The sequence below is a fragment of the Shewanella jiangmenensis genome (genome assembly GCF_018596335.1).
GTDB lineage: Bacteria > Pseudomonadota > Gammaproteobacteria > Enterobacterales > Shewanellaceae > Shewanella > Shewanella jiangmenensis.
In genome coordinates this window covers 324,713-339,932 of the sequence record NZ_JAHEPS010000001.1, presented here as the reverse complement: position 1 = coordinate 339,932, position 15,220 = coordinate 324,713, and the positions used below count along the sequence as shown (strand labels likewise).

Here is a 15,220-nt window from a genome sequence, read left to right as displayed (position 1 = left end):
CAAGGAAAAGGTACCTCATAGGGGGTAGAAAATCTGTGCTCATGTATCCAATGTGTGACCTGGATCCGGCTATTTCAAAAGTGGTAGTGAGGCAGGTGAAATAAAGCTGTTTCAGATCAAAAAAAGCAGATTTTTTCAGCAAAAATTTGTTGCAGCGAGTGGGTGAGGATTGAGCCAAAATCGGGATGAAATTGTGCGGTTTCAGCGCCAAAAAAGGGCATGGTGCGGCTTAAAAAAACGGGGAGCCTGAGCTCCCCGTTGTGTAGGTTAAAAACCGGATTTACTTGCTGTGCAGGCCACGGATTTGCTCTGGGCTGTGACAGGTAGAGCAGCTTTCCTTGGCACGGGTACGTACGTCGTCAGGGCTGGTACCGTTCAGGATCCCGCCGTTGGTCTCGATGTGAGACTTGGCTGACTCACCCATGTACTTCTGGTGACAGCTCAGGCACGCACCGGCATCGGAAGATACCCAGATATCCACGCCGCCGTTGTCCTTGTCACCGAAGCGCCATACGCGCTCTGGTGCACGGCCAAGGGTAATGCCCTTGTCGGTGTGACAGGTGCTGCAGTCAGACTTCAGCACTGTGCCTGTTTGGGCACCGGCATACTTGAGGTAGTGACCTTCGGCGCCGTGAGCCTTGTAGGCGAAGCTGGTTGGCTTCTTACCACCCGGGTAGGCGCTGTCAGACTTGAGCGTCTTTTCAGACACGTGACAGGTCTGGCAGTTCACGCCGTTGTCGTAGTGATACACCTGCTGGTTGTGACAGCCCTGACACTTGGCGGCATCGATGATTTCACGGCGCGCCGCGGCTTTGGCGCTCAGATCGGCAGCGCCGTCTTTCCACACAAAGTTAAGCGGAGCATCTTTGACTTCAATCTTGCGCACGCCTTCGGTGGCGCAGCTGGTCATCACCACTTCGGGACGGCCATAACCGCCGTTATTGAAGCAGACTTTCAGTGCTGACCAGAGCTCAAAGGTTTTGCCATTGGCATCAGCCGGCAGGTTCACCTTGGTGGCGGCCAGGCTGAAGCTCTTGTCGGCGGCATCGTAGCTGCCTTCACTCAGAGCGATACGACGGTCGCCGTAGCCTGAACCCTTGACTTCGGTCGGGTAGTCCTTGTTGCTGTCCCATGCCATAACCACGCGGCTTGACAGGTCGAGGTACTCTTTGTCGATGGCATTGCCGTCTTTATCCAGCACCTGCACCTTGAAGGCGAACTTGCCGTTGGCATCGGTGGTGATATTGCTGAATTTCACCGACATGGCCTTGGTTTCGTCAAAGGCTTTGAGCACATCGCCGTGGGCTTCTTCGGCGCTGCGGGCATAGCCGCCTTCACCGTGACAGCTCATGCAGTTGGTGCCTGAGTTGTACTTGTAGTGGGTGTCGGATGGCAGCTCAGTGTGACAGGCGATACAGGCGTTGTTGCTGATATCGGCCTTGAACAGGTCGGCATTGGCCGGTGCGCCGTTACCTTCTTTGTGACAGGCTGCGCAGTCAGCGGCCGGACCCTGTGGGTACATCACCTTGCTGTAGTCATGCACGCCGCCGCCATAGCCTATGACTTTGTAGGGCTCCTGAACCATTTTCTCCTCGGTGGGGGAGTAGGTCAGGCGGTGTTCACCCTTGTGGATGGCGTGGATCATGTATGTGAAATCAACGCTGTTGCCGGTCTCAGGGTCGCCTGAGGTGTAAGTGTGGCACGAGGCGCAGTTTTCAAGATCAATACGACGGCCGCCGTGCAGCTTGAGGCTTTCCGGCTGGTGACAGGTGTAGCAGCTCTCGATGCTGACCACATCACGGGTCTGAATGCCGTCGGTCTTGCCGGAGGCAGGTTGCCAGTCGTAATGGGCGTTGGCGGTGACCTGAGGCAGTTCCAGCTCCAGGGTCGCTCTGTGGGTGTTGTTGGCGTCGAAGGCCACTTTGAGCGGCTCGGTGACGTTGGCGATGTTGGTCTGGAAGGTGTAGGTATAAGTACCGTCACCATGGTCAACCAGACAGGTGTCGCACTTGGCGGCGGCCTCTACGTTGGCCTGAAGCTGCGCCGATGGATTGATGTCTTTGTCGCCTTCAGGCACCCAACTTGGGTTGGGGTCTTTCTTGGCGTTGATATAGGCCTGCCACTGGAAGCCTCGGTCGGCATCCACGGCGGCATCGCCTTCACCCACTTTTTCAGTCACTTTAGCCAGCTGAGCTATGCCAAAGCGTAAATCGTGATCTTTGGTCAGACCCAGCACGGCCACGCCGTTGGCGTTTTCCAGCGTGAAGTCGACACTGAGCTTACCGGCGTCCACAGTCGCGTTGGTAAAGGTGGCTTTCAGGGTGGATGTGGCGGCGATATCGACGCCGATGACCCCATCCTTGCCGTCTTCACCGTCTTTGCCGTCGCTGCCGCAACCGACGAGCGTTAAAGACAGTAGGCCGGCACCCAATATCGCTTTTGTCGCGGCATTGAAGTTGAACCCTTTCATCATGGTATTCCCTGCAATAGTTTTAGTTATCACCGAACTTGTTGGTAGATAAGAATAATTCCTATTAACCCCGTACGATGTGTGGAATTGAGCTTCCATCTCCAAGGCTATCCAAGGTGTGAGCATTTCGCAGTCAATTTAGGTCGGATCTGTGACTTGGTTCTGACTATTTCTTTAGAGGTATTTTTGTCGCTGCAGTAATCAGGTTCGAGTGCCGGATTACTGTGGATAAAAATCCGCATGTACAGACCATGGTAGGCCCTAAGGGTTTAGCCGGACTGCGTTTAACATGCATCAAGTCGTATCAACACGGGCCTTGGTTTGCTGATGATTGCTGCTGATGCTTAACCTTATCCTCATAGCACTTGGTTAACCGTCAGGCCGGTCAGAGGTTATCCAACCGGCCTGGGTTCATCACTTGATGGGGTGTACTTTCAGCACATCCACAAAGCCGCCCTGACCGTGGCAGGTGGCACAGCTTTCGGTGCCTGCGGAGGCATCGGCCTTGCTGCCGGCAAACACGCCGCCCTGTTGGGTCATGTGGTTTTTGGCGCTGTCGCTCTCGTGGCAGCTGCTGCATACCGCCGCAGTGGGGCTGGTAAAGCTGCCGTCGTTGAGCGCCATTGGCTGCACCGCAGATGACAGGGGTAAGGCGACTGTCAGTACGCCATTGTCGCCCTTGGCGTGGCACTGGGCGCAATTGCCGATGTCACCTGGGTAATTGAGGGTTTCAAATCCGGCAAACTTGCCCCGGTGCAGCGCGTGAATAAGCTGCTTGAAGTCCGCCGTGGTGTGCGCTGGGTTGGCTGCAGTGGCATCGGCTTGCATATTGTGGTTGTGACACACCTGGCACTGGCCTTCGAGGTCGTTGCGGGCGCCGTGGAAATTAAGCTGCTGGATGCCATGGCAACTACCGCAGGTGTCGTTGGTAACGACTGTGCGCCGGCCTGTGGCCGTAAGTGCAGTGGCATTAAAAAAGCTGTGGCTGGATTTCATTACCACAGTCTCAATGCCTTCGGCGCAGGCGGTGAGCTTGCCATCGAGGGCGCACAGGCGTCCCTGCAATGCGAGAGTACCGGTGTCGGCCTCGGTGCCTGCGGGTATGGTTAACCCACTGATGGCATAGGTATATACACCATCGGCGCCGGACTCGGGGGCGGTGCTTTGCAACCGGATAGAGCGGGCGCTGCGGGTGGTGTAATCCATGCTGCCGCCCCAGTTGGCGTAAACCCGAAGATCTGAAATAAACGCCAGGGTATCGGCTGAGCCGTACACTTCACCGGTCTGAGGATTGCTGAGTTTCACCCCCACATTAACCGTGGTGCCGCTGAGGCTTGCTGAGACGATGTCCGCCTTAACGCTTGCCAGCACGGCTTCATTGTCGCCGCCGGAGTGAACATTGGCGGTCCAATCCGGGTTGTGACAGGCCACGCAGTTTGCGTTATTGGGCTGGGCTGGGTGGCCTTCACCGACGGGGAAGTTAATGGCGGTATGGCAACTGCCGCAGGCTTCCATGGTGGGGACAGTGTGCCAGTTCTGGTTGTCCGCGAGTTTATCGTCGGCTTTGTGGCAGGTTTCGCAGTCGGAAATGGGTTTGGGGAAGCCGGTTAAGTGTTTGCCGTGCACCATGGGCGCAAACACATTGGCCGGATTGGAGACTTTGCTGCTGTTGTGGCAGGTCACGCAGGTCTCTACCTGATTGTACTTGCCGCCATGGAAGGCGAGGTTATTGTGGCAGCTGTTACAGGTGTCGATGGCGACTATGTCGCGGCTGTAAGCTGGCTCTCCGCCACTTTGCCAGTCTTTATGGGCATTGGTGATGGGCAGAGCGGTGCCATCGGCCAGCTTGTCGCCGCCAAGTTTGATTACCAGTCGCTGGGTCGCGCCCGGCTGCAGTGTCTGGCCATTCATGCCATCGAGCGGCGCGCTGAAACTGTAGGTGTAGATGCCGGTTTTCAGGTCGGTATAGGTGCCCGGGCAGGTGGACGCACAGGTTTCGGCGGTAAAATGCTGCCAGGTGCTGGCATTACCTGCGCCGGTAAAGCCTTCGGGAACCAACTGGGCGGCAATAAAGGTGGCGGAAGGAATACCAACCACGACTTTATCGTCCTGATTGGTGACCCGGTATTTGACCGTAGCGACGCCGTCGGTAAGGCCGATGTCCATAAACTCGACCTTAAGGCTTTGAATGTCCATGGCGGGTTCACCGCCCGGATCGCCGGGGTTACCCGGCTCGCCATCGCCTCCGCCGCAGGCGGACAAGGCGAGCAGGGCTGCGCCCACAAGTGGCAGGCGCCAACCGGTTGTAAAGGTCTGGTCATTATATTTTTTCATTGCTGCGTTCCTTCCGTGCGTGCCGCCAAGCGATTTACCACTGGTAACTGAAGCTGAATCCGAAATAGTGGGCCTGATAGTCATGACTCAAATCCCCAAGCAGGATGACGTTGGGAATGGCATCCATCGCCAGGTTATCGTTGGCCCAGTCCATGTCGCGGTAGTCCTCATAAATCCAGTCAAATCTCAGTGACATAGACTCATTCAAACGATAATCCGCCCAGCTTTTGAGGGTATGACGGGTGGCGCTGTATGGGCCGTAGAGACTTTGCAGCCCCTGACTGACTTCGGTATCGCTGCTGCCGTCGCTGTAAAGGTAGTCGCTGCCCAGGGTCAGCTTATCGTCCCAGAGTTTGTCCCATTTAATGCCAAGGCTGACTGAGGTGTTTTCATCGCGGTTTTCGGCAAACCAGCGGCTTACACCTGTGCTGCTGCCTGCCTGCTCGCTGTCGCGCCAGTCTTTACCGACAAAGGCATTGAGGTGAATGTTGTCGGCAATGGGGTAACTGCCATTAAGACCAAAGCCGGTGTAGCGCACTTCGCTGAGGCCGAGGCTGTTGTCATTATCGCTGTAGTCTTCGTTGCCTGTGTGCAGATTGAACTGCAGCGACAGCGCATCAAAGCTGTGATCTGTCATCAGCTTGATTTCACGCTTGTCCCGGTCGGCTAAAAAGTACTGGCGCATCGCGCTTTGGTTGGCGCGCTCGGTATAATCGCTGGCCTCATAGTTGCCGCCACGGCGGTCGGCGGCTTCGCCAATCAATCTGATCTGCCAGTTTGGCAGGATCTGGCCGCGCAGCGCTGCATCAATGCGGTGTTCGAACACCGAGTCGCGGCTGAGCAGGTTGTAACTGTTGTGCTCGTAACTGTAGTCACTGCTTAAATCCCAGCTGCGGCTAAAGCGGTACTGGGCGCCAAGCGCCAACTGCTGACGGGTTCGGTCGTAGGGCTTATTCCAGGCGTCGCCGCGGTAAATACTGTCGGTAACCACCTGCGGGAACAGGTATTCCGGGGTTTTGTTGTCGCGGTCGCGAAAATCGTAACTGGCCTTAAGACTGAGCTCCCGGGTCGGGCGGTTGCTGTAACGCAGCCCAAGCTCCATTACATCGACCTGATTGTCGACGGCGGCGATGGGCAACTGCGGGCTTGGCCCTGTGACTGTGGCATCAAGCAGCGCCTCGTCCTGACTCATGCGGGCAAAGCGCAGGTGCATCAGTGCCTGCTGCCTTCCTTCAAAAAATTGCAGACTCGAGCCTAGGCTGAACGCCTGATTGTCCGGGTCGACCGCCATCTGGCCACCGTAGGCTGCGCCAAAGGTGGGGTAAAAGGCATTGTCGAAGGCCAGCTTCTGGTATTGGTTGCTGTACTTGCTGACCTGGCCATTAATAGCGCCAAGAAATCCATCACGGCGAAAGCTGACGCTGGCATCGAGGGTATCAGTGCTGTCGTCTATGGGTTTGGCAACCATGGCGGCGTTGGTGAGCAAATTCACGCTGCTGCGCTGGGCGCCTTCACGGGTTTCGTGGCGAAAATTCATTGCTGAATCAAAACCATCACCTGACACCTCGCCGCCAAGTTCAAAGCGCTGGCGCTTTTTCTCAAGCTTGACAGGATTGCTGTTGGCAAGGCCTGTCATGCCAGCGGTGGTACCGGCGCTTTGCCAGTCATCCGGCAGCGAAAGCTGACCGCCAGCGCTTAGGTAAGGCGTTAAGCCCTCAGCATCAAAGCGGGTGAGCGCCTGATAATTAAGGTAAATCTGGTAGTGGCCAGGGCTTCTTAAGGTAAGCGAGGCGCTGCCGTCATCAAAACCCAGTTTGTGGGCTTGGGCATCAAGGCGGGTGCCGTCTTCTTTGCGCTGCCTTAGATTGCCGCTCACACTGACTGCGCCGCCATCGGAATCTGTGCCCGTGGTATTGCCAATATGACTGTCGTCGCCATCCTGGGTGGCAATACCCAGGGTGACAACGCCTTTATTTTCGATGTTGCTGGTGCAGCCTTTACATACCCAGGCTTCTTTTTTAACCGCGCTGCGGTTGGCATCTTTAAGTCCGTAGCCGCCCTGTGCGTAGGCGATGGGGCTCAGAGCCGCGGCAATGGCCAGGCTGACAAGAGTTAAGCGCACTGTGATAGGGGTGTTCATCGTGTCCTCCTCAGCGCTGCAGCAGTTTGCCGGACGGATGGTTGGAGCCATGCACCTGACTGTGGCAGTTCATACAGCTTTGACCTGCGGTAAAGGCGCTTGGGGAGGTGCCAAACTGGGCGTTGGACGCGTGTCCTACACTGGCGTGGCAGCTTTGGCACAGCTGCGGTGCCTTTTGGGTGAGCATGGCCTCGTTCACGCTGCCGTGCACACTGTGGCAACTGGCGCAGTTGTCGGTGACCGGCGCATGTTCCCACAGCTTGGGGCCGCGTTTTTCGGCGTGGCAGGCGTAACAGTTTTCGTTGATGCTCATCTGCTTGAGGCTTGCCTCGCCCTGACTGCCGTGGGCATTGTGGCAGTCGCTGCAGACCATCTGTCCGTTTTCAAGCGGATGACTTGAGCGCTTGTGCAGATCAGCCTTTTGCTCAAGATGGCAGCTGGTACAGACCTCGACCTCAGTTTGCTTATCTGTGATAGGGTCGTTGGCGGTGTGGACCTGATGGCAACTGGCGCAGGCGATATCGGCGCTGCTGTGGTGGCTGCTCTCCCACGCCATGCGTTTGTCGTCCTGATGGCAGGATAAACAGACACTGTTTTGCTTGTCTGCCGGAACGGGGGCGTCTTTGCCGAAGGTTATCATCGGCTCCTTGCCACCCTTGTTGTGATTGCCCATGGGGCCGTGGCAGGCTTCACACTGCAGGTCAGCCATGGGGGAGGCGCCTGAGTGGGTGCTGCCGTGCACATTGTCAAAAATCGCCATCACAGCGGCGCTTTTTTTGTGGCACATCAGGCAGCTGTCGGCGCCTTTGGGCGAGTATTTGCCTTCGGCAAATTTTTTGTCGAGGGTCGCTTCGACCTCGGCGGCGGGCATGTCTTTCCAGGGCGTTGCAGCGACCTGAAACGAAAACAGCAGGCAAAGCAGACCGAAGGTCAACTTCCTGCCAAGCAGCGGGATGTCCTTGTTCATTCTCACACTTCCTGAGGCGCGTTCCGGTTTTTGTTATTGTGGTTTCGCTAATTCAGTATCTTGGCGAAACACTAATAATCCAGTGTAGAGCAATTTTGCAGCAAGTCATTAACGGGTCGCCGTACTGCATAGGCTAATTCGATTGATTTTATTGCTGATATTAAGGAAGTGTGACGCGGCGCACGTTTTGTGGGCAGCGGATATTTAAGGCGTTTGGGATTTTGTTTGCAGGCGGCATTTATTCCGGTTGCGTTTTACCTCATAATTGAAAACTATTATCGTTACCAATCAAAGAAAATTGATCCAGGTACGATTTTGGATTGACAGACTTGGCTAAAATGCCGGTCAGTCAAAGATCGGGATGGAACAGGGTGGACCTTGTTAATGAAATTGAGTGACCTTCGCCCGGGCGATAAGGCCGTTATCGCCGAAGTCGGGCAGTTGGAGCTGCCACAAACCGTGAAGCGCAAGCTGTTATCCATGGGCATAACCCCCAACACTCGCCTGACCATGATCCGCAAAGCACCGCTTGGCAGCGGTATCGAATTGGATGTGCGCGGCTGCAAGCTGTGCATGCGTGAAGAGCTGGCCAGTATCATCGAAGTGGACCCCATTGAATCCGGAGCAAGCCATGGCTAAGCAGTTTCATTGCGTGACCGTGGGTAACCCCAACGCGGGAAAATCCACACTTTTCAACGCGCTGACCGGTGCCAATCAACAGGTCGGCAACTGGTCCGGCGTGACAGTTGAGAAAAAAACCGGCCATTTTACCTTAAATGGCGCCGATGTTTATCTCACCGACTTGCCCGGCATTTACGACATTCTTCCGGCCGGTCGCAGCTGCGACTGCTCCCTTGATGAACAGATTGCCCAGCAGTATCTGGCTGAGCAGCACATGGACGGCATTATCAATCTGGTGGATGCCACCAACATTGAGCGTCATCTTTATTTGACCGTGCAGCTGAGGGAACTTGGGATCCCTATGGTGGTGGTGGTCAATAAAATCGATGTGGCATTGAAGCGTGGTGTACACGTTGATACCCACAAGATGAGCCTTGAGCTTGGCTGCCCCGTGATTGCTGTGTGTGCCCGTGACGCCGGTGATGTTGCCAAGGTGCAGGCGCAGGTGGTGCAGCTGCTTGATGGCAAAGTTTCCGAGGCGCCGCTGGTGCTTGGCTACGACAGCGCCATTGAATCTGCACTTGCCGAACTTAAGCACAAAGACCCCACCTTACCCCGTGGCCGTGCGCTTGCGATGCTTGGTAATGGTCTTGGCTGCGGTCAATGCAAGAACAGCGACTTTGAATCAGAAGTGAGCCGCTGTGCTAACAGCCTGAAATCAGAGGGCCTCGACATTGAACTTATGGTGGCCACCACCCGCTTTAACTTTGTTGAGCAGGTGTACCGCGCCGCCGTAGCCAATGATGAAGCGCCAACCTTCAGTGATCGCCTCGATTCGCTGGTACTGCACCCTGTGCTGGGTGTGCCGGTGTTTTTGCTGGTGATGTACCTGATGTTTATGTTTGCCATCAACGTCGGCAGCGCCTTTATCGACTTTTTTGATATCAGTGCCGGCGCGCTGTTTGTCGATCATTTTGGTGCTTTGCTTGGCAACATCGGCGCGCCAGAGTGGCTTATTACCCTGCTTGCCGGTGGTGTAGGGCAGGGCATTCAAACGGTGTCGACCTTTATTCCGGTGATCATGGCGCTGTTTTTGGCGCTGTCGGTGCTGGAAAGCTCAGGTTATATGTCCCGCGCTGCCTTTGTGGTGGATGGATTGATGCGCCGCATCGGTCTGCCGGGCAAAGCCTTTGTGCCCATGATTGTGGGCTTTGGCTGTTCGGTGCCGGCGATTATGGCGACCCGTACCCTTGGCAGTGAGCGCGAGCGGATTGTCACCGGCATGATGGCGCCTTTTATGTCCTGCGGTGCCCGTTTGCCGGTGTACGCCCTGTTTGCCGCGGCCTTCTTCCCCGAGTCGGGTCAGAATCTGGTGTTTTTGCTGTATATCATCGGCATTATTGCCGCCATCGGTACCGGTCTTTTGCTTCGCAGCACCCTGCTGCCCGGCGTCAGCAGTGCGGTGGTGATGGAGCTGCCAAACTATGAAATGCCCAAGCCCAAGGCGGTGCTGTCCCGTACTGGCAAGCGTACCAAGAGCTTTATCCTCGGCGCCGGCAAAACCATTGTGCTGGTAGTGACTTTGCTTAACTTTATCAACGCAGTGGGCGTGGATGGCAGTTTTGGTCACGAAGACAGTAACGAGTCTGTGCTCAGTGTGGTCAGCCAAAAGGTGACGCCAATTTTCGGGCCCATGGGCATTGAAGCGGATAACTGGCCGGCGACGGTTGGCATTATCACCGGCATTTTTGCCAAAGAAGCGGTGGTTGGTACCTTGAACAGCCTCTACAGCACTCCGGGCGGCGAAGAGGAAGGCTTAACGCCGTTGGCGGAGTCGTTCAGTGAAGCGCTGGCCACTATCCCGGCAAACCTGCTTGGGATTGCACCGGAAGATCCGATGTCGATGTCGGTCGGTGATGTCTCGAGTGTTGAAACAGCTGCCGAGGAGCAGGGCGTTGATCGCTCAACCTTCAGTGCGCTGCAGTCAGGTTTCAGCGGGCAACTGGCCGCCTTCTCGTATCTGGTGTTCATTCTGCTCTATACCCCCTGCGTGGCGGCAATGGGCGCGCTGGTGAACGAGTTTGGCAAGGGCTGGGCTGCGTTCGCCGGTACCTGGACCTTTGGTTTGGCCTATGGCGCTGCAACCCTGGTATATCAATGGGGTAATGTGTCTGCTAACCCGCTGCAAACCATGGTGTGGACGGCCATCATAGTCGGCGCGCTGGTGGCGTTTTACTTTTACCTTAAGCAAAAGGGCAAGAAGGCGCAGCAAATCATCCCGGGTATTCGGGTGATCACCGAATAACGGCGCTCATGCACCCAAACCCACTTTTAAAGCAGCCTGCGGGCTGCTTTTTTATGCCAAAGCATTCGCGATAGTGCGTTATTGGCTTTGCGCCGCGCCACGACGCTTGCCCGTTTGGCGCGGTTTTTTAACCATGGGCATTGTCAGCGGCCGCTTTCTGTAGGATCATGCGGGTTTTGACAAATTTGCCACTGTTTGCAAAAGAGGAACTCCATGAGTCACGTGGACAACGAAGTACGTCCCAGTAACTTCATTCGCAACATCATTGATGAAGATTTGGCCAGCGGTAAGCACAACAGCGTGCATACCCGTTTTCCACCTGAGCCAAACGGTTACCTGCACATAGGTCATGCCAAGTCCATTTGCCTGAACTTTGGCATTGCACAGGACTACAAGGGCCAGTGTAACCTGCGATTTGATGATACCAACCCTGAAAAAGAAGATATCGATTACGTAAATTCGATTCAGGAAGATGTGAAGTGGCTCGGTTTCCAGTGGGATGGTGACGTTCGCTATTCCTCAAACTATTTTGATGCGCTTTATGGTTACGCAGTTGAGCTTATCAACAAGGGCTTGGCCTATGTGTGTTTCCTCAATGCAGAGGAAACCCGTGAGTACCGTGGCACCCTGAAAGAGCCTGGCCGTAACAGCCCGTACCGTGACACCCCAGCGGCCGAAAACCTGGCGCTGTTTGAAAAGATGCGCGACGGTGGCTTTAAAGAAGGTGAGTGTGTGCTGCGCGCCAAAATCGATATGGCGTCGCCCTTTATGTGTATGCGCGACCCGGTTATCTACCGCGTGAAGTTTGCTCACCACCACCAGACCGGTGACAAGTGGTGCATCTACCCGATGTACGACTTTACCCACTGTATTTCGGATGCGCTGGAAAACATCACTCACTCGCTGTGTACCCTGGAGTTCCAGGACAACCGCCGTCTGTATGACTGGGTGCTCGATAACCTCAACGATTTCCAGGCGCCAAACCGTACCCGTCAGTACGAGTTTTCCCGTCTGAATCTTGAATACACCCTGATGTCCAAGCGCAAGCTGAACGATCTGGTGGTGCGTGGTCTGGTGTCCGGTTGGGATGACCCACGTATGCCGACCATTGCCGGTCTGCGTCGCCGTGGTTACACCCCTGCATCAATCCGTGAGTTTTGTCAGCGCATTGGTGTGACCAAGCAGGACAACCTGGTGGAAGTGGGCATGCTCGAGGCCTGTATCCGTGAAGATCTGAACGACAATGCGCCGCGCGCCATGGCCGTTATTCGTCCAATCAAGGTCATCATCGAAAACTTCACCAAGCCTGAGCTTGAATACGTGAAAGCGCCTGTGCACCCCAACATCGAAGAGATGGGTGTGCGTGAGCTGGCGTTTGGCCGTGAAATCTACATCGATGCTGCTGACTTCCGTGAAGAAGCCAACAAGCAGTACAAGCGTCTGGTGCTCGGCGCCGAAGTGCGTCTGCGTAACGCCTACGTGATCCGCGCAGAGCGCTGTGACAAAGATGCCGATGGCAATGTGACCACAGTGTACTGTACCTACGATCCTGAGACTCTGGGCCAAAACCCAAGCGATGGTCGCAAGGTGAAAGGTGTTATTCACTGGGTTGAAGCCACTACCGCGCTGCCTGCCGAGTTCCGTTTGTATGACCGTCTGTTCAGCGATGCCAATCCGGCTGCGGCTGACACTGTCGATGAAGTGCTGAACCCGAATTCACTGCAGATTGTGCACGGTGTGGTTGAAGCGCCTCTGGCCAATGCCAGCGCGGATCAAGCGTATCAGTTTGAGCGTGAAGGTTATTTCTGCGCCGACAGAAAAGACTCCAGGCCCGGCAATCTGGTATTTAACCTGACTGTGCAGCTGCGCGAGTCATTCTGAGTAGCCTCACGGCCTCAACTCAGGGCATGAAACCACAAAAGGCGCCGAAAGGCGCCTTTTGCTTTTATCGTATCCGGCGAATTTAACGCCGCGACGGTAGTTATTGCATCATAGGGCCAAAGCCCATGCTCCAGAGGATAACGCTGCCTGCCATCAGGGCAACCAGCAACACCAGGCCTGCGGTGACCACTGAGCTTGCGTAAATAAATCCCTTTTCTTCGGGAATATTCATGATGATGGGCACGCCGGTGTAGAGCAGATAGACCGAGTAGGCAAGCCCCACAAGACCAACCACCATCATAAACCACAGGACCGGATACAGCGCCGACAGGCCGACCATAAACAGCGGCGTGGCGGTGTAAGTGGCAAGCTCAAGTGCCTGGGTGAAGTCGGGTTTGGCATCAAAGGTGATGGCCATCCAGTGTGCAAGGTAGGCCAGACCGAATACCCCGGCGATAAGGCCGAAGTACATGCCGATTGACATAAACAGGGCGCTCTGGCTGGTCAGGAACAGGGGCTCTCCGGCGCCCGGGTTCCATCCGATATGGGCCATCGCGAAATAACTGCAAATGGGCGGGATAAGCGCTATCAGCAGCAGATGACTCATACTGCTTTTCAGTGCTTCGTGGTTCTTCTCAATTGTGTGCCACTCTTCCTTTGGATGAGTGTATAACCCCAGTAAGTGATTCAGTACCATTATAATTATCCTTGTTCAGCAGTGATCCCAATGCTCGCCAAGCGATAGACGAGCCTTTTACAGCTCTCGGTTATTTATTGAACAAAAATTGACTTCCGTCAAGGTGGCCGCGTCCTTGTGCTGTTAAGGGCGCGCTTAAGCGGCTAAAATGGCGGACTTTACGCGTGTGGAAGGTGCAAAACGTGATGCAGCAGCTGTTGGCCCCGGTAAAGGCATTTCTCGGGTGTGAGACGCCGGATGCCTGGGTTGAAAAGGCGAGCAATCCCGAGTGGTTGCAGGACATTTTGATAGATCATTGCAACTGCGAGCTTAAAGCGGCGCAGACGGCGCTGTTTCTTATCCGCAAATATGCGGTGTCCCCCGAAAGCGGAGCGGCGCTGCTTGCCTGGGCCAAGCCCTACGAAGAGTTTGTCTATCACAAAGACCGTGATATGGCGGCGTTTTTATCCCGCACCGGCAAAAAGAACGATCTCGAACTTGAGCTCACTCCCAAGGCGGGCTTTGCCCACGGGGAGGAGCTTATTGCCAAAATGGTGCGACTGATTAAAGAAGAGTTCCATCATTTTGAGCAGGTGCTTGAAATCATGCAGGCGCGCGGCATTCCCTACAGCAATATCACCGCTGGCCGTTATGCCAAGGGGATGATGAGCCATGTGCGCACCAGTGAGCCCGGTACCTTGGTGGATAAACTGATTGTGGGCGCCTTTATCGAAGCCCGCTCCTGTGAGCGATTTGCCAAGCTCGCCCCCTTTATGGATGAAGAGCTTGAGCGTTTTTATGTGTCGCTGCTGCGCTCAGAGGCGAGGCATTATCAGGATTATCTTAAGCTTGCCGAAGCCGTGGCGGGCGGCAATATCGATGAGCGGATTGGCTATTTTGCCAAAGTGGAAGCAGCGCTGATCCAGTCAGAGGATGATGAGTTTCGCTTTCACAGCGGCACGCCGAAAAACTAAAATCATCTAACTTAATCAAAAGCCCGGAATTGTTTTCGGGCTTTTTGCGTTTAAGCCAAAGGTGTTTAGTCAACTCAAGGCGGTTTACTGAACTTAAGGGCGAGCCTTGGTTAAGGGCGCTTAAGGAAGTGCTTACGCTGCGTCGAAAGGCAAAGAGAGCAGCCGTGGGCCGGTTTCACTTACTTCGAGCACACTGCCTTGCTCGTACCAATCGCCAACCACAATGCGCTTACCGGCGCTTTCTTCATGGATAGCTGGTCTGTGGGTGTGGCCATGGATCATCTGGCGACAGCCGTATTGCTTTAGCAGGTTTGCGACGGCGCTCGGCTCGGCATCCATGATGTAAAGGCTTTTGGTTTGATTACCGGCCTTGCTCTTGGCACGCAGATTGGCGGCAATCCGCAGGCGGCGGTTTTCAGAAAGCTTGCCGTAAATCCACTTGGCCCAGGGCTGATTGCGAAAGCGGCGAAACCGCTGATAGCCTTTATCCAGGGTGCAGAGGCTGTCGCCGTGAAGCACCAGGGTGGGGATGCCATAGAGGGTGATTTTGTGGACTTCATCAAGCAGCTGCATCTTGCTTAAACTGGCAAATTGTTTGCCAATCAGGAAGTCGCGATTGCCGTGAATAAAGTACACCGGCAGTTTTTCAGCGACAGTGGCGATGTCGGCGGCGATGTCGATGGCGAAAGGCTCGGCGATATCATCGCCAACCCAGACTTCAAACAGATCCCCGAGAATATAGAGGGCATCGACGTCATCGAAGGGCTGGGCAAGGAAGCGGCGAAAGGCCGCGCAGATGTCGGGTCGATCTGCACTTAAGTGCAGATCGCCGATAAACAGGGTTCGCATCTT

10 protein-coding genes are annotated in these 15,220 nt (G+C 55.2%); 4 read left to right on the top strand and 6 right to left on the bottom strand.

All coding sequences use genetic code 11. From position 1 onward, the window contains the following. Positions 1-280: 280 nt before the first annotated feature. The 4 genes from KJI95_RS01565 to KJI95_RS01550 all read right to left on the bottom strand — a co-directional run bounded on the left by KJI95_RS01565 (position 281) and on the right by KJI95_RS01550 (position 7,911). The gene (locus KJI95_RS01565) at positions 281-2,473 is read right to left on the bottom strand and encodes an OmcA/MtrC family decaheme c-type cytochrome (protein ID WP_214505412.1); all 2,193 of its coding nucleotides are present in this window, start codon (positions 2,471-2,473) and stop codon (positions 281-283) included. Positions 2,474-2,884: 411 nt separating this feature from the next. After that, positions 2,885-4,804: an OmcA/MtrC family decaheme c-type cytochrome gene (locus KJI95_RS01560; RefSeq protein WP_214505411.1), complete on the bottom strand. Its 1,920-nt coding sequence runs from the start codon at positions 4,802-4,804 to the stop codon at positions 2,885-2,887. Positions 4,805-4,838: 34 nt separating this feature from the next. Further along, the gene (locus tag KJI95_RS01555; protein ID WP_214505410.1) at positions 4,839-6,944 is read right to left on the bottom strand and encodes an MtrB/PioB family decaheme-associated outer membrane protein; all 2,106 of its coding nucleotides are present in this window, start codon (positions 6,942-6,944) and stop codon (positions 4,839-4,841) included. Positions 6,945-6,954: 10 nt separating this feature from the next. Continuing rightward, positions 6,955-7,911 (bottom strand): DmsE family decaheme c-type cytochrome, encoded by a 957-nt coding sequence (locus KJI95_RS01550; protein WP_214505409.1) that lies wholly within the window; start codon positions 7,909-7,911, stop codon positions 6,955-6,957. Positions 7,912-8,295: 384 nt separating this feature from the next. Here KJI95_RS01550 and KJI95_RS01545 point away from each other — a divergent pair, with 384 nt between their 5' ends. From KJI95_RS01545 to glnS, 3 genes are all read left to right on the top strand, one after another. After that, positions 8,296-8,550: a FeoA family protein gene (locus KJI95_RS01545; RefSeq protein WP_214505408.1), complete on the top strand. Its 255-nt coding sequence runs from the start codon at positions 8,296-8,298 to the stop codon at positions 8,548-8,550. Then, positions 8,543-10,837: a Fe(2+) transporter permease subunit FeoB gene (gene feoB, locus KJI95_RS01540; RefSeq protein ID WP_214505407.1), complete on the top strand. Its 2,295-nt coding sequence runs from the start codon at positions 8,543-8,545 to the stop codon at positions 10,835-10,837. The genes KJI95_RS01545 and feoB overlap by 8 nt, the downstream gene beginning before the upstream one ends. Positions 10,838-11,050: 213 nt before the next feature. Further along, positions 11,051-12,718 carry a glutamine--tRNA ligase gene (gene glnS / locus KJI95_RS01535; RefSeq protein WP_214505406.1) on the top strand — a complete coding sequence of 556 codons (1,668 nt, stop codon included), beginning with the start codon at positions 11,051-11,053 and terminating at the stop codon, positions 12,716-12,718. Positions 12,719-12,818: 100 nt separating this feature from the next. Here the strand turns inward: glnS and KJI95_RS01530 are convergent, their stop codons facing one another. Continuing rightward, complete coding sequence (locus KJI95_RS01530) at positions 12,819-13,415, bottom strand: Yip1 family protein (RefSeq protein WP_214505405.1); 597 nt, start codon at positions 13,413-13,415, stop codon at positions 12,819-12,821. Between the two features lie 185 nt (positions 13,416-13,600). On the opposite strand from KJI95_RS01530, the gene miaE reads away from it, so the two are divergent. Further along, entirely contained in the window at positions 13,601-14,368 is a 768-nt protein-coding gene (gene miaE / locus KJI95_RS01525; RefSeq protein ID WP_214505404.1) for a tRNA isopentenyl-2-thiomethyl-A-37 hydroxylase MiaE, read from the top strand. 132 nt (positions 14,369-14,500) lie between these two features. Here the strand turns inward: miaE and KJI95_RS01520 are convergent, their stop codons facing one another. Continuing rightward, entirely contained in the window at positions 14,501-15,217 is a 717-nt protein-coding gene (locus KJI95_RS01520) for a UDP-2,3-diacylglucosamine diphosphatase (protein WP_214505403.1), read from the bottom strand. Positions 15,218-15,220: the final 3 nt, after the last annotated feature.